At 45.9% G+C, this 22667-nt stretch carries 15 protein-coding genes; 9 read left to right on the top strand and 6 right to left on the bottom strand.

What is annotated here, in order from left to right; genetic code table 11:
* From M2134_RS07900 to kdsA, 9 genes are all read left to right on the top strand, one after another.
* Entirely contained in the window at positions 1-1896 is a 1896-nt protein-coding gene (locus M2134_RS07900; RefSeq protein ID WP_280751813.1) for an AAA domain-containing protein, read from the top strand.
* A 74-nt stretch (positions 1897-1970) separates the two neighbouring features.
* A complete protein-coding gene (prmA, locus tag M2134_RS07905; protein WP_280751812.1) occupies positions 1971-2819 on the top strand; it encodes a 50S ribosomal protein L11 methyltransferase in 849 nt (282 codons plus the stop codon).
* 96 nt (positions 2820-2915) lie between these two features.
* Positions 2916-3164, top strand: a complete 249-nt coding sequence (locus tag M2134_RS07910) for a YtxH domain-containing protein (RefSeq protein WP_280751811.1) — start codon at positions 2916-2918, stop codon at positions 3162-3164.
* A 9-nt stretch (positions 3165-3173) separates the two neighbouring features.
* Entirely contained in the window at positions 3174-3590 is a 417-nt protein-coding gene (locus M2134_RS07915) for a phage holin family protein (protein WP_280751810.1), read from the top strand.
* Positions 3550-3918, top strand: a complete 369-nt coding sequence (locus M2134_RS07920) for a hypothetical protein (protein WP_280751809.1) — start codon at positions 3550-3552, stop codon at positions 3916-3918. The genes M2134_RS07915 and M2134_RS07920 overlap by 41 nt, the downstream gene beginning before the upstream one ends.
* Before the next feature lie 246 nt (positions 3919-4164).
* The gene (gene gap / locus M2134_RS07925) at positions 4165-5169 is read left to right on the top strand and encodes a type I glyceraldehyde-3-phosphate dehydrogenase (protein WP_280751808.1); all 1005 of its coding nucleotides are present in this window, start codon (positions 4165-4167) and stop codon (positions 5167-5169) included.
* 156 nt (positions 5170-5325) lie between these two features.
* Positions 5326-7419: an ATP-binding protein gene (locus M2134_RS07930; RefSeq protein ID WP_280751807.1), complete on the top strand. Its 2094-nt coding sequence runs from the start codon at positions 5326-5328 to the stop codon at positions 7417-7419.
* 5 nt (positions 7420-7424) lie between these two features.
* Complete coding sequence (miaA, locus tag M2134_RS07935) at positions 7425-8348, top strand: tRNA (adenosine(37)-N6)-dimethylallyltransferase MiaA (RefSeq protein WP_280751806.1); 924 nt, start codon at positions 7425-7427, stop codon at positions 8346-8348.
* Between the two features lie 2 nt (positions 8349-8350).
* Positions 8351-9151: a 3-deoxy-8-phosphooctulonate synthase gene (kdsA, locus tag M2134_RS07940; RefSeq protein WP_280751805.1), complete on the top strand. Its 801-nt coding sequence runs from the start codon at positions 8351-8353 to the stop codon at positions 9149-9151.
* 2 nt (positions 9152-9153) lie between these two features.
* Here the strand turns inward: kdsA and M2134_RS07945 are convergent, their stop codons facing one another.
* From M2134_RS07945 to M2134_RS07970, 6 genes are all read right to left on the bottom strand, one after another.
* Positions 9154-10083 carry a TIGR01212 family radical SAM protein gene (locus M2134_RS07945; protein ID WP_280751837.1) on the bottom strand — a complete coding sequence of 310 codons (930 nt, stop codon included), beginning with the start codon at positions 10081-10083 and terminating at the stop codon, positions 9154-9156.
* A 78-nt stretch (positions 10084-10161) separates the two neighbouring features.
* On the bottom strand, positions 10162-12558 hold the full coding sequence (locus M2134_RS07950) for a TonB-dependent receptor (RefSeq protein WP_280751836.1): 2397 nt from the start codon (positions 12556-12558) through the stop codon (positions 10162-10164).
* A gap of 179 nt (positions 12559-12737) precedes the next feature.
* A complete protein-coding gene (locus M2134_RS07955; protein ID WP_280751804.1) occupies positions 12738-14531 on the bottom strand; it encodes a RagB/SusD family nutrient uptake outer membrane protein in 1794 nt (597 codons plus the stop codon).
* 21 nt (positions 14532-14552) lie between these two features.
* A complete protein-coding gene (locus tag M2134_RS07960; protein ID WP_280758150.1) occupies positions 14553-17672 on the bottom strand; it encodes a TonB-dependent receptor in 3120 nt (1039 codons plus the stop codon).
* Between the two features lie 81 nt (positions 17673-17753).
* Positions 17754-19529, bottom strand: a complete 1776-nt coding sequence (locus M2134_RS07965) for a RagB/SusD family nutrient uptake outer membrane protein (protein WP_280751802.1) — start codon at positions 19527-19529, stop codon at positions 17754-17756.
* A gap of 13 nt (positions 19530-19542) precedes the next feature.
* The gene (locus M2134_RS07970; protein ID WP_280751801.1) at positions 19543-22650 is read right to left on the bottom strand and encodes a TonB-dependent receptor; all 3108 of its coding nucleotides are present in this window, start codon (positions 22648-22650) and stop codon (positions 19543-19545) included.
* Between the last annotated feature and the right edge of the window lie 17 nt (positions 22651-22667).

Consider the following 22667-nt stretch of genomic DNA (forward strand, 5'->3'; position numbering starts at 1 on the left):
ATGAGACAACCCCCTGCCTCTGCTTTGGCCGATCTGCAGAAACAGTATGATCTGCTTCAGTTGGAGTATGCCTACGAGAAAGAGAACTATCGCCTGCAGGCAGAGCGTATCGGTGTCGAAAGGAAGATCCAGCAAGGCCTGTGCTGGTATCCTGTCGCGCCGGGCAGGAGTTATTACAACTCCCTGAATCAGCTTGTCGTTGTCGTTGAGCGGCGCTCAGACTTCGAGACCGAGCATAATTTTGAACCCGGCCGTCCGATTGTCTTTTTCAACACCTCGCTGAGCGGTGAGATGCAATACCTCACTTTTACCGCGACGGTCAGTTATGTCGGCGACGAGTATATGGTGGTTGTCCTGCCATCGGCTGCCGCCTTAGCCGAGGTGCAGGGAAGAATGGATCTGGGTATTCAGCTCTATTTTGATGAGACCAGCTACCGGGTCATGTTTGAAGCCCTGACCCGGGTGATGAAAACAAACACCGGCCGGCTTGCCGAATTGCGCGAGAAACTGATCGGCAAACAAATGCCCTCCACCCGCTCCCTCTTCCCTACCCGCTTCCCCTGGCTGAATCCGTCGCAGGAAAGCGCCGTCAACAAAGTATTGGAGGCCAAAGATGTCGCGGTGGTACATGGTCCGCCGGGCACAGGAAAAACGACCACCTTAGTCGAAGCCATTTATGAAACGCTACGCCGGGAGAACCAGGTATTGGTCTGCGCCCAGAGTAACGCGGCAGTCGACTGGATCTCAGAGAAGCTGGTCGACCGGGGCGTCAACGTGCTTCGCATCGGAAACCCGACACGGGTAAACGAAAAAATGCTTTCATTCACCTACGAGCGTCGCTTCGAGGCACATCCCGATTATCCGGAATTATGGAGTTTGCGGAGGAATATTCGTGCCTTACAGTCGGCATCGCGTAAGAGCGGAAGCAGTGGAGACACCATTCGCAACCGCCTATCCCGCATGCGCTTCCGCGTGACAGAGCTGGAAGTAAAAATCGATATGGAATTATTCGAGGAGGCGCGCGTAGTGGCCAGCACCCTGGTTGGTTCCGACCATCGCCTAATGCTGAACCGCCACTTCACCACCCTCTTCATCGATGAAGCCACACAGGCATTGGAACCCGCCTGCTGGATCGCGATCGGCAAGGCCGACCGGGTAATCCTCGCCGGCGACCACCAACAGCTTCCACCCACCATCAAATGTCCCGAAGCCGCCCGTGACGGGCTCGACTTCACCCTGATGGAGAAGATTGTTAGCCACAAACCCCAATCGGTCTCCCTGCTCACCATGCAATACCGCATGCACCAGGCGATTATGAAATTCCCTTCGCAATGGTTCTACCACGACCGGCTGGTGGCAGCCCCGGAGGTGAAAGAGCGTGGCATTCTGCAATACGATCAACCTATCAACTGGATCGATACCTCGGAGATGGATTTCACCGAAGAGGTGCGCTCGGGAAGCATGAGCCGCGTAAACAAACAAGAGGCACAATTATTGATTGCCGAGCTCAAAGCCTACCTGGAAAAAATCGGGAGAGACCGCATCCTGGAAGAGAACATCGATTTCGGACTGATCTCACCCTATAAAGCACAAGTCTATTACCTGCGCCAACGCCTCAACCAGGACTCTTTTTTCAAACCCTACAAACGACTGATCAGCATCCATACCGTAGACGGATTCCAGGGACAGGAGCGCGATGTGATCCTGATCAGCCTGGTACGCGCCAACGAAACGGGGCAGATTGGTTTCCTTCACGACCTACGCCGCATGAACGTAGCCATCACCCGTGCCCGAATGAAACTGATCATTCTGGGCGATGCCCAAACACTCACCAAGCATACCTTCTATCGCAAACTGTGGAACTACATCCAGGAAATAAACCAATCGGCGGAGTGAATTTGTTTTTTCAACGTTTGTAAACCATAATTTAATTGTATATTTACCCACCTGAAACTTGATATACAAACCATATGAATTATTACGAACTGACGATTACCCATACAAGCTCTCTTCCCCAAGATATCATTTACGATGTATTAGCCTCAGAATTAGGCGAGATCGGCTTTGACAGCTTTACGGAAACGGATAAAGGGCTGCTTGCTTATATCAAAGAGAATCTATATGATAAAGAGGCATTGCAAAACCAGCTCCACTCCTTCCCGCTTGTCGATGTCACCTTTCATATCGAAGAGGCATTGATCAAAGACCGGGACTGGAACGAAGAATGGGAGAAAAACTATTTCAAACCGATTCGCATCGATCAGGATTGCCTGATACGAGCCTCTTTCCATGAAGAGGAGCCCGGCTTTACCTATACAATTGTGATCGACCCAAAAATGGCCTTCGGCACCGGCAATCATGAGACGACCTATCTGATGATCAAAGAGATTCTCGGGATAGACTTCGCCGGAAAAGAGGTATTGGATATGGGATGCGGCACGGCAGTCCTGGCGATTCTGGCCGCCATGAAAGGAGCACAGAAGGTGACAGCGATCGATATCGACGAATGGGCATTTAAGAATGCATTGGAAAATATCCGCCTGAATAATAAGGAAGAGATTGAGGTAGCCTGCGGAGGTGCCGAATTGATTGCCGACTATCCACCTTTCGATCTGATTTTCGCCAATATCAACCGCAATATCCTCTTGCAGGACATCCCCACGTATGCGCAACACCTGAAACCGGGTGGCACACTCTATATGAGCGGATTCTACCAAGAGGACATACCTATTATAGAGGAAGCCTGCAAACAGCAGCGTATGGAAATCATCTCTTTTACGGAAAAGAATAACTGGGTCGCTGTAAAAGTGAAAGGTTAAAGTCTTTTAACACTAAAAGAGCAGATTTCTTTAAACTATAACAGCGTTAAAAGCGTTATGAATATATAGATTATAAACATTAAAAGCATTGAGATTATGAAAGGTTCAGATTCAAAATTATTAATTGGCCTTGCCATTGGTGTAGCTGTAGGTGCTGCTGTGGGTTATTTAGTAGGTTCCGATAAAGGCGAAGAGCTGTTGGAAGAACTGAAAGATATGGCCGGAAAAGCAAAAGAAGGATTCAATGTAGCCGTGGCTAAAGCAAAAGAATCCGGACAGGAAGCGTTGAAAACAGCAAAGAATTATAAAGATGAAGTGCTGAAAACAGGAGCAGTAGAAGAATAACATCAGTTTATGGATAAAGATTTAGGACAAGTTTTCACAGAGCTGAAAGATGATCTGACAGCGTTTGTAGAACTAAAAGTCGAATTCCTGAAACTAACAGCATATGAGAGAGCGGGGAAATGGATTTCCTCACTCTCCTATGTATTAGCATTGGTTGTGCTTGGTATTTTTGCCGCCTTTTTCATCTTTCTGGCCTTAGGGTTTCAGATCGGAGAATGGCTCAACTCTACCAGTGCAGGTATTGCTATCGTAGGAGGAATTTACCTTCTTGTTATCGGAATCTTAATTATGAATAAGAAATGGTTCACCGGAAAACTCACCAACAGCATCATTGCTGCCCTGGACGACGAAGAGAATGAACCGGCACAAACGAGTGAAACAATCTATGAAGGCAGTGCAGAAGACACCCCTGGAACAGCTTCGTGAAAGAAAGCTATCCATAAAGCGGGAAACGGATATACAGACGCATAAAATAAATGATGAGCTGAAATATTTGCATGAGAATGCAGGACGGCTGATCATTGCCAGTGCTGCATCCGCCCTGCTTCCGGGGAAAACCAAACGCAACCCCTCATCGAATCAACAGACTTCCATAGCCAATCCGGCTATAGGCGACGTCACAAACGTGTTGGGAAATAGCGGACTTTTTTCCGCCGCATTCAAGATGGCACAGCCATTCCTATTGACTTGGGGAATCAAAGGAGCCAAGAAACTTATTAGTAAGATCTTTTTCAAGCAAAAGGTTAAGAAATGATAAGGCTGTTTTAACAATTAATTTATGTTAGAAAACACATTTTTCTACCCTTAGGAGAAACAACTTATTAAAAACATAACTACCTTTGCAGTCGAAAAATCATGAACAAGATGAAATGTAGAGGAATACTTTTCGCAGTATTTGTACTAATGCTCTTCGTATTGACCTCATGCGCCACACCTTGTGGATGTTAGGAAACAAGAAAAAACAGTATTTTTAATAAACCCATTAAAAAGAATTATTACAATGATTAAAGTAGGTATTAACGGTTTTGGTCGTATCGGACGCTTGGTTTTCCGTGCTGCTCAGACAAGAAATGACATTGAAGTTGTAGGTATTAACGACTTGATTAGTGTTGAATACATGGAATACATGTTGAAATACGACACTGTACACGGTAAATTCAACGGTACCGTTGAAGTAAAAGATGGCAATTTAGTAGTAAACGGTAAAGCTATCCGCGTTACAGCAGAAAGAAACCCGGCTGATTTGAAATGGGATGCAATTGGTGCAGAATATGTTGTTGAATCAACAGGTTTATTCCTTTCAAAAGATACTGCAAAGGCTCACGTTGATGCCGGTGCAAAATATGTAGTTATGTCTGCTCCTTCTAAGGACGACACCCCTATGTTTGTTTGCGGTGTGAACCTGGATGCTTATGTAAAAGGCACTCAGTTCGTATCTAACGCATCTTGTACTACCAACTGTTTGGCTCCTATCGCTAAGGTATTGAACGACAAATTCGGTATCACTGACGGTTTGATGACAACTGTTCACGCTACTACGGCTACGCAGAAAACAGTTGACGGTCCTTCTGTAAAAGACTGGAGAGGTGGCCGCGCTGCAGCTGGTAACATCATTCCTTCTTCTACAGGTGCTGCTAAGGCTGTAGGTAAAGTAATTCCTGAGCTGAATGGCAAACTGACTGGTATGTCTTTCCGCGTTCCGACTCTGGACGTTTCTGTTGTTGACTTGACAGTAAACCTGGCTAAGTCTGCTACATACGAAGAAATCAAGGCTGCCATGAAAGAAGCTTCTGAAAACGAACTGAAAGGTATCCTTGGATACACCGAAGAAGATGTTGTTTCTTCTGACTTCATCGGCGACGCTCGTACTTCTATCTTCGACGCGAAAGCTGGTATCGCTTTGACTGACAAATTCGTAAAAGTGGTATCTTGGTACGACAACGAGTGGGGTTATTCAAACAAAGTGTTGGAACTCATCGCTCACATGGCAAAAGTAAACGGATAATCAAAAAATCCTATATTATAAAAAAAGCCGCATCGACTGATGCGGCTTTTTTTATATATTTCAATTAAAAGCATTCACAAAAGATTACTATTTGTTCTTTTTTACTACATTTGCTCCCAAGATATGGATATAGTAATCACCTAAATATCTAAAGAGATGAGTCTGATCAGGAATATTATTGGTAATAAAAGCACAAATTCTTATTCACTCAGTAAAACCGTTAAAGATATTTTTCAATTATTCCTTGATTGCGAAAAATCGGATGCGGCAAAGCAAGGATTAGCCAAGGTTCTTGAATTCTTTGATGCTGACCGTATATACATAGGATACTTCAACGAAAGCGACTCATCCATCTCCTTCATACATGAGAGTACGGCGGAGGGAGTGGCCAACGCCACAGGCCTATTGAATCAACAATTCAACCACAAAAAGAAATATTCCGAAGAGGAATATCCTTTGTGGATCGGGAACATAAAAAATGGTATTGACACGGTGATTTCCGATATCGATCGGATGCCCATGATATCCTTTACAGAGATACCCTTATTGATTGAAAACAATGTCAAATCCTCTATCACCACCTCCATTCACCAGGAGGGTGTCGTCTGTGGTTTTTTGGGCATTGACTTTGTCAACAGGAAACACAAATGGGACGAAGAGGATATTGAAAATGTACATTTCTTTGCTAACATTTTCTCCGTTGTGATTGAAAATGAATATATGCAAAAAGAAATAGAAGAAACAACCCTGGAAATATTTAAAAGTAAAACAATTTTTCAATTAGTATTCGACACCCTTCCCGTTGGTATCGAATTATACGACGCCAACGGAATCCTCCGAAAAATAAACCCATACGGCCTACACTTATTGGGAACAAAGGAGGAAGATGTTTTAGGTGTCAACCTGTTTGAGAATCCCAATATCTCGCCCTCCTCTTTCGACAAACTACGAAAGGGGGAACCGACCGTATTTGAAAATGATTATTTTTTCGACAAGGTAAACGAAACCGGTTATTACAAATCTGACAACTCCCGAAAAGTATTGCGCCTGATTGGGAAATGCACCCCTTTGAAAGACATGAATGGACATATCTTTGGTTACCTGGAATTGGTTCACAACGATGCCACTTATTACAAGACCAAAGAGGAGCTCAACACCAACCTCACGAAACTACGCATGGCGCTGGAAGCGCAAAATGCTTTTTTCTGGGAATATGATATCAAAAATGAGCAAATCATCATCGATGCCAATTTGCTCAACAACCAAGAAGGAAACCCGCTGCCACGAATACGAAAAGAGGTTTTAGGCAATACGTTCATCCATTTCGAACAGATACATCCGGAAGATGTTGAATCCTTCCGAAAACATACCGACCAATTATTTCGGGGGGAAATCTCGTCCTTCGAAGAGACTTACCGGGAGGAGATCGCCGGTAAAATGTATTGGTTATACACCTGCTTCCAGACCTACAAGTTGGATGAAGAGGGCAAACCGGAACGGATCATTTGCCTAACGACAGACATTACCGAGCAGCGGGAAAAAGACATAGAAATCATCAAAAACAAAGAGTTTAGTCGGGTCAGAAAGTCTTTCGTCTCAAACATCAGTCACGAAATACGTACGCCACTGAATGCCATTCTCGGCTTCACCAAAATCATCACCGAATCGAAAGACTCCGGTGAGCAAGCTCGCGCTTATGGGAAGATTGTGCAACAAAACAACGAGATTCTGTTGCATATGATCGACAGCATACTGGATTTCACGCAAATTGAGTCCGGTCCGATTATCTATGAGAAAGAGGTGATCGACCTAAAAGAGATCTGCTACGCAGCGATCAACCTGACCTCCTTTAACAAAAAAGAGCACCTGGATTTCCACTTCGACTCATCACAGCCTTCGTTATTTGTCTATGCCGACAGAAAGCATATCAAACAGGCCATCTACCATTTGTTGGACAATGCGAATAAATTCACAGAAAAAGGCTCTATCTCCTTATCATATAGTCAACAGGACGAAGGCTTCGCCAGGATTGAAGTGACAGATACCGGCATTGGATTAACGCCGGAGGAGATCAATCAAATCTACAACCAGTTCTACAAAATCGATGACTACCAACGAGGCATCGGGCTTGGATTAAGCATCACCAAGCGATTTATCGAAGACCAAGGGGGAGAGAGCGGAGTAGATTCAGTAAAGGGCAAAGGCTCTACCTTCTGGTTTACATTGCCTATCGCTAAACCAACGGAATAGCCTCCATGAAACCATATCAACTTATCACCCTATTAGGACCGACCGCATCAGGGAAAACCCCTTTTGCCGCGGCGCTTGCGGCTCATCTGGATACAGAAATCATCAGCGCTGATTCCCGGCAGATCTATCGTTCGATGGACATCGGAACCGGAAAGGACTTGGCCGACTATGTGGTAAACGGGAAGCAGATCCCCTACCACCTGATTGATATCCATCCGCCCGGCTACCAATACAATGTATTTGAGTATCAACATGATTTTTTCCGGGCCTTCAAAGAGATCAGCAACCGCGGGAAATTGCCCCTGCTTTGTGGTGGAACAGGTATGTATATCGAGGCGGTCCTCAACGGATATAAGCTGTTGGACGTTCCGCAAAACCCTCCCTTGCGCGAATCCCTAAAAGGCAAGTCGCTGGAAGAACTGGAGGGGATCCTCGCCTCTTACAAAGTATTGCATAACAAAACCGATGTCGATTCCGCCCAACGGGCGATCCGGGCAATCGAAATCGAAGAGTATTACCTGACACAGGCTCCGGACACCAACGAATATAGCCCAATACATAGCCTGATTATCGGAGTACATATCGATCGGGAACTCCGACGTGAGAAAATAACCCGTCGGCTTCATGCTCGCTTAGAGGAGGGCATGATCGAAGAGGTAAAAAGTATCCTGGAGACAGGCGTAAAGCCGGAGGAGCTGATTTATTATGGTTTGGAATACAAATACCTCACACAGTATCTCATCGGCGAGCTCACATACGAGGAGATGGTCAGCCAATTAGAAATAGCCATCCATCAGTTTGCCAAACGGCAGATGACCTGGTTCCGAGGCATGGAACGCCGGGGGCATACAATCCATTGGATAGACGCCACCCTTCCGATGGAAGAGAAAATAGAAATGACAATCAAACTATTAAATAACAACAATTGATCATGATAACAACAGACAACTTCAAAAGCGACAACTTCTTCTTGATGGCCGGCCCATGTGTGATCGAAGGCGAAGAGATGGCTTTGCGGATAGCGGAAAAGATCCTTCATATCACGGAAAAACTTTCCATTCCCTATATATTCAAAGGCTCTTACCGCAAGGCTAACCGCTCGCGCATCGATTCCTTCACCGGCATTGGCGATGAGAAAGCGCTTAAGATCTTGCGAAAGGTGCATGAAACGTTTGGCATACCCACCGTAACCGACATTCATGAAAACCAGGAAGCCGCTATGGCTGCCGAGTATGTCGACGTATTGCAAATACCAGCCTTCCTCTGTCGTCAGACCGATCTATTGATTGCCGCGGCTAAGACAGGCAAAATTGTCAATATCAAAAAGGGACAATTCCTCTCCCCCGCCGCTATGGAGTTTGCCGCGCAGAAGGTAGTCGACGCCGGAAACAAGAACGTGATGATCACCGAACGCGGAACCACCTTCGGATATACCGACCTGGTGGTCGATTACCGGGGCATTCCTCAGATGCGACAGTTTGGTTTTCCGGTGGTGATGGACGTAACCCATTCGCTTCAACAGCCCAACCAGACCAGCGGTGTCACCGGAGGCCTGCCTGCCCTGATCGAAACCGTGGCCAAAGCAGCCATCGCCGTAGGTGCCGACGGCCTCTTTATCGAGACACATCCCGATCCGGCAGTAGCCAAGTCGGATGGTGCCAATATGTTGAAGTTGGATCTTCTGGAAGATTTACTCGTCAAATTAGTCCGCATCCGGGAAGCGATCCGATAAATTTACTTCTGGGAAAACAACCTCCCCTGCCGGGTATTCCGCTCTTCCAAGCGGCGGTTTACCTTGGCGGTAAACTGATAATTCTTCCACCCCCAGTCGGGAGCAATCAACAGTTCCTTCGGCGATTGGGAAACAAACCGTTCCACCACAAAGGAAGGGTTCAGGCGTTCTATAAAATCGATCACCAATTCCACATATTCCTCTGCGCTGTAAAGATGAAATCGTTCGGGATACTCCATGTATTCCCGTCCCATACGCGTCTGACGGATCAGTTGTAATTGATGCAGTTTAATGGTCGTCAGTGGCAGTGCCGACAGGCTATCCGCATGATGTAAGATCTCTTCACGCGCCTCACCGGGCAATCCCAGGATCAGGTGCGCCCCGGTATAAATGCCTCGGCCGGCTGTTCGCCGTATGCCCTCTTCCGACTCTTCCCAAGTATGCCCCCGGTTAATCCGTTCGAGCGTGCGATCCAATGTCGATTCCACTCCATACTCCACCATCACAAACGTCTGTTTCGACAGCTCTGCCAGATAATCCAATAGTTCATCGGGCATACAATCCGGTCGTGTCCCGATAATCAGCCCCACCACATCCGGGAAGGCCAACGCCTCCTCATACTTCCTTTTTAGCGATTCCAGTTCATCGTACGTATTGGTATACGCTTGAAAGTAGGCCAGGTATTTCATCTCCGGGTATTTGCGCGAGAAGAAAGAAATGCCTTCAGCCAACTGCTCTCGAACTGATTTCTCCGTATGGCAATAGTCCGGGCTAAAGGTCTGGTTGTTACAATAAGTACATCCCCCTACCCCCTTCGTGCCATCCCGGTTCGGACAGGTAAAGCCTGCATTCACAGATATCTTCTGCACCTTAAAAGGAAAGACCTCCCGCAGGAAGTCTCCAAAATCTCTATATCGCTTCTCTTCGTTCATCTCTGTCACTGTCTTCTGAGTGTTCATGGTGTAAATATATGCATAATCCACCGATATAGGATAGTCAATCTGCCACGATCAATGATTTGTCCCTTCAAACAAATCATGCCCTTCGCGTGCCTGCACGGTTTTAGCCCGGTAGTTATTAAAGGTGTAAGAGAGCGTCAACGAAATCAGCGGATAATTGGGACGAATCCGGGTAATCGACTGCAAGTTTGAGGTGGAGATATTGCTTACATAACGAGCCGAGTTGAACACGTCACGAAAAGAAAGCGTCGCAGCCAACCGCCGATTGAACAACTGTTGGCGCACCGCCAGATTGACATACCAGAAAGCATCGGTCTGCCCCTGCGTAGTGACCGACGGCCCTACAAAGTTGCCATCTAATTGGATTCGGGTATATCGTCCGGCATCGAAACCATTGTTAAGCGCCACCTCATAATTGGTACTCTTCTCATCCATGCCCAACTTCTGGAGTTTGTTTTTCACCTTATAATGATACACGCTTCCGTTCACATGGGCGCTCCACCAACGCGTCGCCTGCATTTGCAGAGTCAATTCCACTCCGGTCGCATAGTCGCTGCCCACATTCGCCATGGAGTCGAGGGTCACTCCTGCTTCGAAAGGCACCCGCAATCGTTCGATCTTGTCTTTCCTTGTGCGATGAAAGGCAGAGGCCGACAGAGTGTGTTGCCCGACGTTCTTTTTATAATTCAGTTCAAAAGAATGGATGTATTCGGCACGGATGTCGGGATTCCCAATCTCTGCCGAATAATAGTCGCGATAGGTAATATAAGGTTCCATAAAGAACAACTCCGGCCGAGTGATCCGTCGGGAATAGGATGCCATCAGTTGATGTTCGTTAGGAAAATGGTAACCAACATGAGCAGAGGGGAAGAAATCCCAATGGTTGTAAGTACGATCGGCGCCCTCAATGGAACTGCGCAACACCCGATGGGTATGTTCAGCCCGCAAACCTACCTGAAATTCAAAAGACTTGAAACCTTCCGCCCAAAGAGCATAGAGCGAATTGATGCCGTGCATAAAATAAAAAGTATTGTAGATATCATCCCGCCAGTAGAATTCCTGCTTTTCCGGACTCCAGTATTCCATACTGTAATCGCCATCTTCCAGGTAAGAGAAGTATTGATAACCAAGCTCTACTTTGCCTGTTTCATTGTAGGGATACATATAGTCCACGTTGGCACGGGTAGTCCAGCGATGTTCGTCTTCGTAGGCGCGATGCCCCTGCTGGCGGATGTTATTTCTGTCGAACAGATCGCTTTCGAAATACTCCATCGCGTCGCCTCCGTATTTGGCGTAAAAGCGAGCCGTCAGTTGATGTCCCCGGTTATTAAACTGATGATCAACGCCTACGCTTCCTTGAAAATAAGTTTCATGGATATTATAATAGTCGCGACTGAAGTAGTCGCCCTTCGCCTCAACAACCTGATCAATCTTTCGTTCTTCCGTGTAGTCCAGATCACCGTCGCGCGTTCTTCCACCGTATCCTCCTTCGAAATCCATATCGAAAGTGGTACGAGGCAGGCTGTATTGCCAGCCCGCTTTCAGGGCGTAATTGAAATTATTACTTTCGCGCGGCCCGTTGGAATGGGAGATCGTCGAAGCATTATCCACGAGGGTCGTCTTTTGTTGATTGAAATCACTCTTTCGTAAGCGTTCCGCATAGTTTCCACCGACAAACCAACGCGAAGCTTTGTTTTGTTTGGTTAATAAAAAGTCTGCTCCGCGCGAAAGCACGGTGCTTCCCGTTAAGTTGACCATGCCGCTTAATCCCTGCTGTCGGTCTTTCTTCGTAATGATATTGATCATGCCCACATCGCCACCGCTGTCATGGCGGGCAGAGGGAGTGGTGATGATCTCAATGTTTTCGATATGCCCCGAAGGAATCTGTTCCAAGGCTTGCGAACCACTGAAGACACTGGGCTTGCCATCCACATAAACAGCAAAACCGCTACTTCCGCGGAATGTCACCTCCCCTTCGGCATCCACCCGTATCGAATGCGTATGCTCCAAAATATCGACTGCCGATCCGCCACTGGCAAACATATTCGCTGAGGCATCGATCACCCGTTTGTCCAGTTTGTATATAATTTGTCGCCTGTTGGCTACTACCTCTACCTCAGCTAATCCTATTTCAAGGGATTGCAACGCCACCACACCAACGTCCAATATCATTCCTTCTTTCACTGTTTGCGGTTGGGCATACAGGTCATACCCCATCATCCGTACCATCAACACATACTCACCCGCCGACAGCGAAGCAAACCGAAAAGAGCCATCTTCGGCAGTCATCACGTCGCTCACCACCTGCTCGCCCGAGTAGAGGATGACATGAGCCAACTCGATGGCGCTTTGCGTAGAAGCATCAACCACCTTTCCTTCGATACCAGACATTGCAAAAAGAGAAACCGGCATACACCATGCCAATAAGAGAAAGAAATAGTTTTTCATATCCGTATTACTAATATCGGGCAAAGATACAGTTTGATCATGTAAATTCATAGAGCTATTTTTTATTGCTGTGGAAGGAATTCCTATCAACAAATCCGTATCTGATTTAAAAAGGGAAGACTGATCTATATCAGTCTTCCCACAACCTAAACATCTGTCACAACTGTTATCTGCAAAATTTAATTGCTACTTCCAGATGTTCCAATTTCCCATCCCGGATTTTGCCCAAGGTTTGGCAAGCGTTTCGTTTCATTATCCGGTATAGGCAAGTAATAGTTTTTAGGGCTATTAAACGTACGAAGCGGATGAGACTCTGCAGGTCCATAGGTATATTCAGGATCGTCGGCATCACCCGTTATTCTGACACCATACAGATTATATATTTGTTTGTAACGCGGCAGGTTTTTCTCACTGGCAGGCGTAACCCCTTCGAACAACATCCAGCGACGTTCGTCGAAGAATCGGTGATCTTCGAAAGAGAGTTCGATGCGGCGTTCGTTTCGTATACGCTCACGCAGCTGCTCTTTACTCATTCCTTTATAGGCCGGCATCCCTACACGCGCTCTGATCTGATTCACAAACTGGTATGCCTGATCGGGTCCGTAAGCCTCATTATAGGCTTCGGCAGCATTCAGTAAGATCTCCCCATAACGGAAAATAGGCCATGCATGCGCAGGTACGGTCGGTATTTTAAAAGAAATATTGTTCAAGAATTTCTTACAATAATATCCGGTCAATGTTCCTCCATGCAACGAAGCATAATCAGGGCCTAAAGAATAGCGAATATCTACCGGACGACTTTCTTCCTGTTCCACATCACCCCAAATGGAGTTATGGTGCAACACGGTTTGTTCCAGACGCGGGTCACGGTTTACATACGGGTTGTTTTCGTCATAATCGGGATCCTGATCGATAGGCAATCCTTTTGTCGTCTCATAGCAATCGACAAAATTCTGCGTCGGGTTTGTACGACCTACGGCATTCAATTGTCCCCCAAAGCCACAAGGTGCCATGTGGGATTCAATGGTGTTTGTCCGCCAGACAGAGCGACAAAGAATGAATTCATCATTGTACACCGGGTTGGTCACAAAACATTCGTAATAGTCGTTGTTTACCTTTCCTGTACTATACAGTTTATACGGCTTGCTTTGAGAAGCATTCTTGGTGATAAAAGCGTTTGCAGCTTCTGCAGCCTCTTTCCATAAGTTAACATCCTCTGATCGGTTATTCAATTTGGAAGCACGGTAAAGCAATGCTCTTGACTTCAGAGCATAGACAGCAGCGCCATTGACACGTCCCCAGTTCTCTGTCTCATTGCTGTAACGGAAAGGAAGCAGATCTTTCACCTTGTCACACTCCTCCGCTATCCACTTCAGCGCCTCAGCAGCATTCGTGCGCGACATCTGCATGGCTTCCGGATTAGCCAGGTCAAAGACGATTGGAACGCCTTCTTCATCCTCTGCAATAATAGGGATATCTCCAAACCAGCACAATAAATCGAAATGATAGATAGCACGCAAGAAACGGGCTTCCGCACAATAACGGTCATACAGACGGTTGTCGTCGCCGGCAATTTCCCTGTTCCCAACCACAGAGGCTTTCGCATTCTTTAAAAACTGATTGCATTTACGAATGGCAGAGGTGTTCCTGGACCAAGGGGTCAACAGGGTATGATCCACAGCCGTGTAGGCATCTTCCAACACTTTATTGAAGTAAATCACATTCCACCAGGCCATACAATTGTCGGTCATCCCGTCACGGAAAGAGCTTCTGTATTGCGTATCGCCAAACCCTTCGAATCCATCCGGCAGACTTGTATAGATATTGGCCAGAAAGCCTCTCGTCAAATCCGGATTGTTGAACGTTTGCGTCTCAGACAATGAGGCATCATATTCTTTGTCAAGATAGTCATCACAAGAGATAACCGTGCCTGCAAAAAACACTATAACGATATATGTTAGTATCTTTTTCATAATCTTATTCATTTGTCATAATTAAAAACCAATATTTATTCCCACCGAGAATGATTTTGTTTTAGGATACCACCAAACAAAACTCATCGGTTTTTCCGGGTCAAAGCCTTTGGGGAGATGACTCCAGGTATGGAGGTTATAGCCACTGAAATAAATGCGGCAGTTGGTCATATTTGCCTTGGCAATAAGCGCTTTCGGTAGTGAGTAACCGACTTCGATATTACGCAAAGAAAGGTAATCGCCATTGAAATGCCAGATCGTATTCTTTTGGTATTCACCGGAGCTGTCAATACTGTTAAAAGCATTGGTAGAAGGACGGGGATACTTAGCATTTATATTGCGCGGGTCATTCGGATCATCCGTGTAGTAACCCCATGCATTCACCACTTCATGTGTTCCCATCTTTCCCCAGGAAGAGTAGGCCATATTCTCACGCCCCATAACCGAACGATTCAGATACGCTGTCAGTATCACGCGGGCATCGAAGCCAAGCCAGTTAAATCCTACATTCAAAGAAGGAGTAAGTTCCGGAATGATCGTGTACCCATGTGGAGTCATATCATTCGTATCAATCTTGCGGTCTCCGTCCAGGTCTCTAAACACAGCCGTTCCTAAGGGCTGCCCCTCGCCTGATGCCGAGTGGTAAGGATACTTATGCGGATTATCTAAGGCATCCTGGTGGCTACTGGCAATCAAATCAGGGTCACTCGCCCATTGGTCAAACAGGAAGAGGTTGTATCCTCCGACATTCCCATTGTAACTTCCGTCAGCCACAGCATAATCGAAAATACGCTTTCCGGTCTTTTGCTGCCAGGGCATATTAGGTGCCAATTCATCCATTTCTACAATCTTGTTGGTATTCCAGGTAAGCATACCCTCTACGTGGTATTTGAATTTCCCTATATTATTATGATGTCCCAAGGAAAGTTCAAACCCTTTGCTTTCTGCCTTACCGTAAGAGTCCTGCGGAGCGCTTACGCCAAACATGGTAGGAACGGTAGAGCGGCTCACAAGAATATTAGAACGCCATTCTTTAAACGCATCGAAAGAGCCGTAGAGCTTTTTATCAAAGAAATCAAAGTCAATACCCACATTCACCATATCGGATATTTCCCATTTATTATTCAGATTCCCTGCTTTTGATTCATAGGTTCCCTGCGTATACGACTGGCTCGTTCCAAAGTTATATCCCGATCCCTGAGCGAATGTTCCCTGGTAAGGGTATCTTCCGGCTCCGGTAGTCGATTGTCCGGCACGGCCATAAGAAGCACGTAGTTTCAAGAGCGTGATATATCTGTTTTTCAACCAAGACTCTTCAGAGGCCACCCATCCGATAGATCCACCGGGAAACAAAGCGAAGCGTTCGCCCGGCGCATAATTATCACTTCCCATGTAAGAAACATTTCCGGAAAGGATATATCGATGATCATAAACGTAGGTCGCGGTTCCGTTGAAAGAGAGATTCCGGTTGGATGACGATTGTCCCCGAACAACATTCTGGTAGGTACGAACAAAAGTCCGTGCGCTTACGGCATGTTTACCAAATGTGTTATTATAGCTCAATCCTCCGTTCATATTAATATTGTAATAATAATCACGCGGAGTTGACGTAGGATTAGTCAAAGCGGAATAGGTGCGTCGACGGGTATACTTATATTCAGAGATATCCGAAACATCATCCATCAGATTATAATAGAAAGCGTTCACATTAGATGTTTGAACCGACTGGAATGTCTCGTATGTGTCAAAGCTAAATGTAACATTGGCTTTCAAACCCGGGATAAGAGCTCCCAGATCACCCGTTGCCGTCAAGGTAGAATACAAGTTACGACGGCGGTTCTTATCCATACCCGATGCTGCCAGCATCACTCCGGCATTATTGGCATCCGTATCGACAAACAATTCTCCATTCGGACAATAGATAGGCTTCATAGGGTTTGCTTCAACAGCACCAAAGGTTACCAACCCGAACACCCCTTCGCGAGGTTGTGAAATATTATCGATACGTCCCCCTAAGTCTAACGAGACATTCAGGTATTTATTCACATCAATATCGATATTCGAACGAAGGTTATAACGATTCAATATATGCTGAGTCGTGAAGTCTTCATTGTAATTCGTCCATTTGTCATTCCACATACCCTCTTGGCGGAGATAGGTGAACGAAACAAAATAACGCGCTTTGTCATTTCCCCCACTGATATTGAAATTTGTTTTCATCTGTGGCGCGGCATCCCGGTAGAGTTCCTTGAACCAATTGGTGTTAAAGTATTTATACTTATTCATTCCTTCCAATTCTTCTCCGGCACTTACTCTCCGGTAATATTCGATTTCTTCATCTGAAAAGATCGGATCCATACCATCCAGATAAGCAATCTGGTTACGGGTCAAAGCCATATTGTACGAATTCTGATTCTCAACCATACCGGTTAACGTCTGATAACCAAACTCCTGCGACAGGTTTATCTTGGTTTTCCCGGCTTGTCCGCGTTTGGTTGTAACAATAATCGCTCCGTTTGCTCCTCGCATACCATAAATAGCAGTCGCGGCAGCGTCTTTGAGAACCGATATTGTTTCAATCGGATAGGCATCCAGGAAGGAGAGGTCACGCTCCACATCATCAACAATAACCAACACCGAACGAGCTCCTCTGTTCATGGTTCGAATACCACGAATAAAGGTGGCTGTTTCACTCCATCCGGGCTCACTGGCCGATTCATACGCTTGTACCCCTGTAACAGTCGATGTAAAGGCATTTTGCAACACAGTGATCGGATGCTTTTCCAACTCTTCACCTGTTACGGTAGACATCGATTCGGTGGTAAGCTTCTTCTGCTTCCGCCCAAAAGGCACGGCTATTGTATGGGCATATTCATCAAGATCCTCGCGCAGAGTGATTTTATACCCAACAGTAAACTCCGGTTTCACCGTCTCTGTAAAATAGCCAACGGCTGTTACTATAATCTCATCACTCGCTTTTACACGGGGTAATTTGAAGTTTCCGTTTTCATCAGTCAGCTCTATATGGCTGGATTCCGCAATATTAACGATAGCTCCGGGGACTGGATTACCTTCCGGATCAACAATTCGTCCCTCTAACGTTCTTACTTCCTGGGCATTTGCCATAAAAGCAAACAACATCAAGATAGTGACAAGCAGGCATTTCTCTAACCCCGCCCATCTATTTTTTTGTTTTGTAGTACACATGTTCATAGACTTAAATTACCAACCAGGATTGTTTTCAATATTTGTTTTCCATTCTTCTGCTTCCGGAATCGGATAGAGATACATTTTAGAGTCAAACACCCGCTCCTGAGCTACTTTACGTGTCATCTTGATCACACCGCCTTCATTGGTCACATCTACACCGTAAACGGGGCGTGCCAAGGCTTTTTCTGCCACATTCCAACGACGCACATCCCATCCTCTATGCTCTTCATATGCCAATTCCACTGTGCGTTCCTTACGGATAAAATTCCGTCTGTCCTCTAATGTTTGCAGGTCTTTGCGTTCAAGCAATTTGGCAGTTAATCCCGCCCGGTCACGAATGGGTTGCAATATATTCAGTACTTCTGCACGACTGCCACCCGCTTCATTCAGTGCTTCCGCATAATTCAGCAGGATTTCGGCATAACGCATAATGATCCAGTTGCGGAAATTCGAACCAGAATGATTCGCACTAAGAATGTTTTCGGGGATATATTTGCGCATATAGTAACCGGTAGGAGTCGCATTGGTATTACCCAACGGATTGTCACGCTGCCCTCTGATCACATTAATAACGCCATTCCCCCAGCTTACACCCTGGTACAGCACTGTCGCCTGCAGGCGAGCATCCCTGTTTGCCAGGAAATTGGCTTCGTTATAACCACTCTCCGGGTTGATTTTCGGCATCAATCCTTCATTATAAACCGGCGCACCCGTTTCATCATAAGAGGCAAAAGGCGACTCTCCGTTAGCCATATCATACATATCGACTAAATTCTGCGTAGGACAATTACCGCCCATGCCTCCTTCACCTACCGGTGTGTCATCACTAATGGCCGACCATCCGACTGCAACCTGGTTGCGCCAGAATATGGTTTCGCGATTTTTTCCACTATGCGCATTTCTGAGAATAGCTGCTGTATAATTGGCTACCGGGTCACTTTCCGGCTGGAACAGGGCGTATAATCCACCATAGGTATCGATAAAACCTTTGGATGCCTCAACGGCTTCCGCCCATGTGATACCCGATTCTGCTCTGAATCGATCACTTGCCATATACAACATGATGCGTGAATAAAGCGCTCTGGCGATCGGTTTTGTGATGCGTCCGGCATTTCTTTTCTGCTCCGACTCATCGGCTATATAATTCATCAAGCCGCTCTCACAGTCTTTCAGTTCACTTAGAATAAAGTCAACCACATATTCTTTGATAGAAGGACGTGTGGTATATCCTGTCAACAAATCACCATCGGGATCCAACACCTCCGTAACGATAGGCAGAGGGCCATACCGCAGGAACATTTCCCAATAGAACCAAGCGCGCAGAAAACGGGCTTCCGATTTGTAGTTCAGCTTATCCGTCTCATATTTTTCATCACTCTCATCGGCCGGTTTGGGCACTTCGTCGATCTTGGTCAACGTAAAGTTGCACTTACGAATACCTCTGTAGTAATGTTCCCACGTCCCAGTCAACTCATTAGAGGCAGCCCCATTGTAATAATTACCAATATTAAAGCTGACGCGCGTACCACCATAAGAGAAGCTGGTGACGGAAAGATCCGTTGCCGCATCAAGCCATGAGCCATTAATACGTCCGGCTCCATGCCGAAGGAAGTTATAGGTATCGAAATGAAATTGCCGCGTTGTTGTCCAATCGCTGAAAACAATCTCTTCCGTCAATTCATTACTCGGTTGTTTGTCCAGAAAGTCACCAAACATATCCTCACAGGAGGTCAGTGTCATCCCCAACAGAAGTAAGGTGAATAATGGATATAAAATATTTTTTTTCATGATTCGTCTCGTATTAGAATTTAATATTAGCTCCAAAGTTTATGGTTTTCATAATCGGATATTTATGAGAGCCATTGCTTTCAGGATCGACCAAACCATCGAGTTTATCCCATGTGATCAGGTTGTTTCCATTAATATAGATACGACAGTCACTCATTCCTACTACCCGAATCCAATGCTCAGGCAACGTATAACTCAGCTCGATATTCTTCAATCGGAAGAAGGCACCGTTTTTCAGGAAAAAAGAGTTGAGTCGTTGATTATGATCGCCATTCGATCCATAATGCAACAAAGGATACTTGGCCGACTTCAAATTCTCTGCTTCACTTAATGCCGGATCCCATCGGTCTAAATGATGTTCTTTTACTTTCCCGCCATCGAAGAAGGCAAATTGGGCAAATGAATCATAATAGCGCGACACCTTGTCTACCCCCTGGAACATCATACTCAATCCGATACCTTTGTAATCAAGTCCTAAAGAAAGGGAGTAGGTATTTTCCGGTATATTGCTATATCCAATGAAGGTAATGTCTCTATCATCAATAAAGCCATCCTTATTCATATCCCGGTATTTCAGGTCTCCTACCCTGACGTTTCCGAATGTGGATTTTGGGAAATCAGGATTTGCCAGGTCTTCAGAAGTCACATAGCCTTCGCTCACCAGTCCGAAGTATTGCGAAATAGGCTGACCTTCCGATTTGCGGTAAGCTGTTTTAGAAGCAGGCTCATCCATTTCCAGAATCTCATTGCGGGCATGAGTGAAGTTAAAACCGACATTATAGCTCAAATCCTTGCTAATACGATTGTTATGCTTTAAGGATATTTCATAACCTGCGTTCTTCGTTTTACCTAAGTTTCCGGCAGCCATATTCACACCAACCCATTGTGGGCGGGTCAGGTAAGGCGTCAGGATATCATTTCGCTTTTCGTAAAACAGATCAAGATTCCCATCCAACAGACCGCCCCAGAGACCGAATTCAAGCCCTAAGTTATACTTGTGCGCTCTTTCCCAGGTCACATAATAATTGGGATACTGGCTTTCATATATACCCGTCGTGCCGGTTTCTCCGAAATAATAGGCATTACCAAGCTGGCTCCATACCTCTTGGTAGAGGAACCGTTGTTTTGCTCCGTTCACCTTATAGACGTCATTCCCTACCTGTCCATAAGAGGCACGGATTTTCAGGTTATCAAGCCATTCATTCGTTTTCTCCATGAATTTCTCATTGTTGATTCTCCAACCAATAGAGAAAGAGGGGAAGAAACCGAAACGACGGCCGCGCATAAAGTTTTCCGAACCGTTATATCCGAAGTTTACCTCCGCCAGATAGCGATCATCATATCCGTATGTAACACGCCCAACCAAGCCCTGGTAACGTTCGGCCAGATTGGCCTGATAACGATAGTCGTTCTGATTGTAAAGCAACATACCGGTCACATCGTGAACATCAAACTTGCGGGCATAATTCAATTGGGCTTCCATATACAACTTATACACGGTTGTTTGAGAATGCCCCGCATAGCCTAACTCCGTATCGGTATTAAACTTATTGTATGCGTCAATCGATTGGTAATTATCGCGGTCATTTAGTTCATAGGTAGCAAAATCAGCCGTAAATCTCCGGTTATAGTAAGCATCATAGTCAAAGGCAAGCATTGCTTTGGCTTTCAAGCCTGGCGTGAGCCAATCCATCTTATAATCGAAAATAAAGTTGGTTTCGTTAATGGTATTGGTAGCCCGGTAAAAACCACCCTTTGCCAGGCGTCCGACAATATTATTCTGGTATTGTGAACTTCCGCCATACAATGTTTTCTGGTCTTCGCCTTCGCCTACGGTATAGGAAACCGGGAACAACCAACCCGGCGTACGGGTCAATTCATAGAACACATCACCATCGCTGGCATTCGGCCCCCGTTTTTCTTCAAAACGTGTGCCGAAGTTGATCGAAAGTGTCAGATCGTTTGTCAACAATAAGTCCATATTGGCACGGAAAGCGTAACGGCGGTAACTGGCATTCGACTTATTGCCATAAGGATCGGTACTGAAGTTCTTATACAACCCGTCCTGTCCGTAGTATTCGGCAGAGGCGAAATATCGCATACGCTTGGTACCTCCCTGGATGTTCACATTATAGCGTTGTGCCGGAGCCGATCCGCGTAATACATAATCATACCAGTCTACATCGGGATACAGCAATGACTCCAACCCTGAGAGTTGTCCGGCAGAGGCTTTTCTGTACATCTCCAGATCATTGGCTGAATACTGGGAAGGCATTCCATCGTTGCCCAACGCCTCTTCAAGCAATACCAACGAGTTGTAGGAATCTAAGTATTTGGGATTGCGTGTGGGCGATTGCATCTGCCAGTTGGCCGTCAGGCTGACGATCGGTTTCTGCTCTTTCCCGCGTTTGGTCGTGATCAGCATCACCCCATTAGCACCCCTCACCCCATAAACGGCTGTCGCCGAGGCGTCTTTCAATACAGATATGGTTTCAATATCATCCGGAGCAATCTGGGAATACTGCCGCTCTACCCCGTCGACAAGGATCAAAGGCTGGTTATCACCGGCAAACGAAGCGCGTCCACGAATAAATATCTGCACATCGTCATCGCCCGGCGCACCGGAAGCCTGCGAGGTGATCACACCGGGTATCTTACCGGCAATGGCCTGTGAGATATTGGCCGCCGGTGATTTCAGTAATTCTTTGGAACTTACTTGTGAGATAGCACCTACCACACTTTCTTTCTTCTGTGAACCATAACCGACAACAACTACCTCTTCCAGCAATTGCGAGTCTTCTTGCAATTCGATATGAAGAAAGTCTTTGCCTCTGGTTTCTATTTCCTGCGCTTTATAGCCCACATAGCTGATCTCCAGTATGGCATTCTCATTCACTGAAATCGAAAACTCTCCATTATAATCCGTCACCGTACCGTTCTGAGTTCCTTTCTCCCGTATACTGGCTCCGATAACTTCTACACCTGCATTATCCGCAATGCGTCCTTTTATCTGCTTGGTCTGTGCAAAAGTGAATTGTGCAGATAAAATAAAGCATCCGATCAGAAATAACCGGAGAAATATCTTCTCCAGCCTTCTTAGATTAAATCTGTGATTTTCCATTTATATAAGCTTTATGG

Source organism: Parabacteroides sp. PM6-13, assembly GCF_029892605.1.
In the GTDB taxonomy this organism is placed as follows: domain Bacteria; phylum Bacteroidota; class Bacteroidia; order Bacteroidales; family Tannerellaceae; genus QVMG01.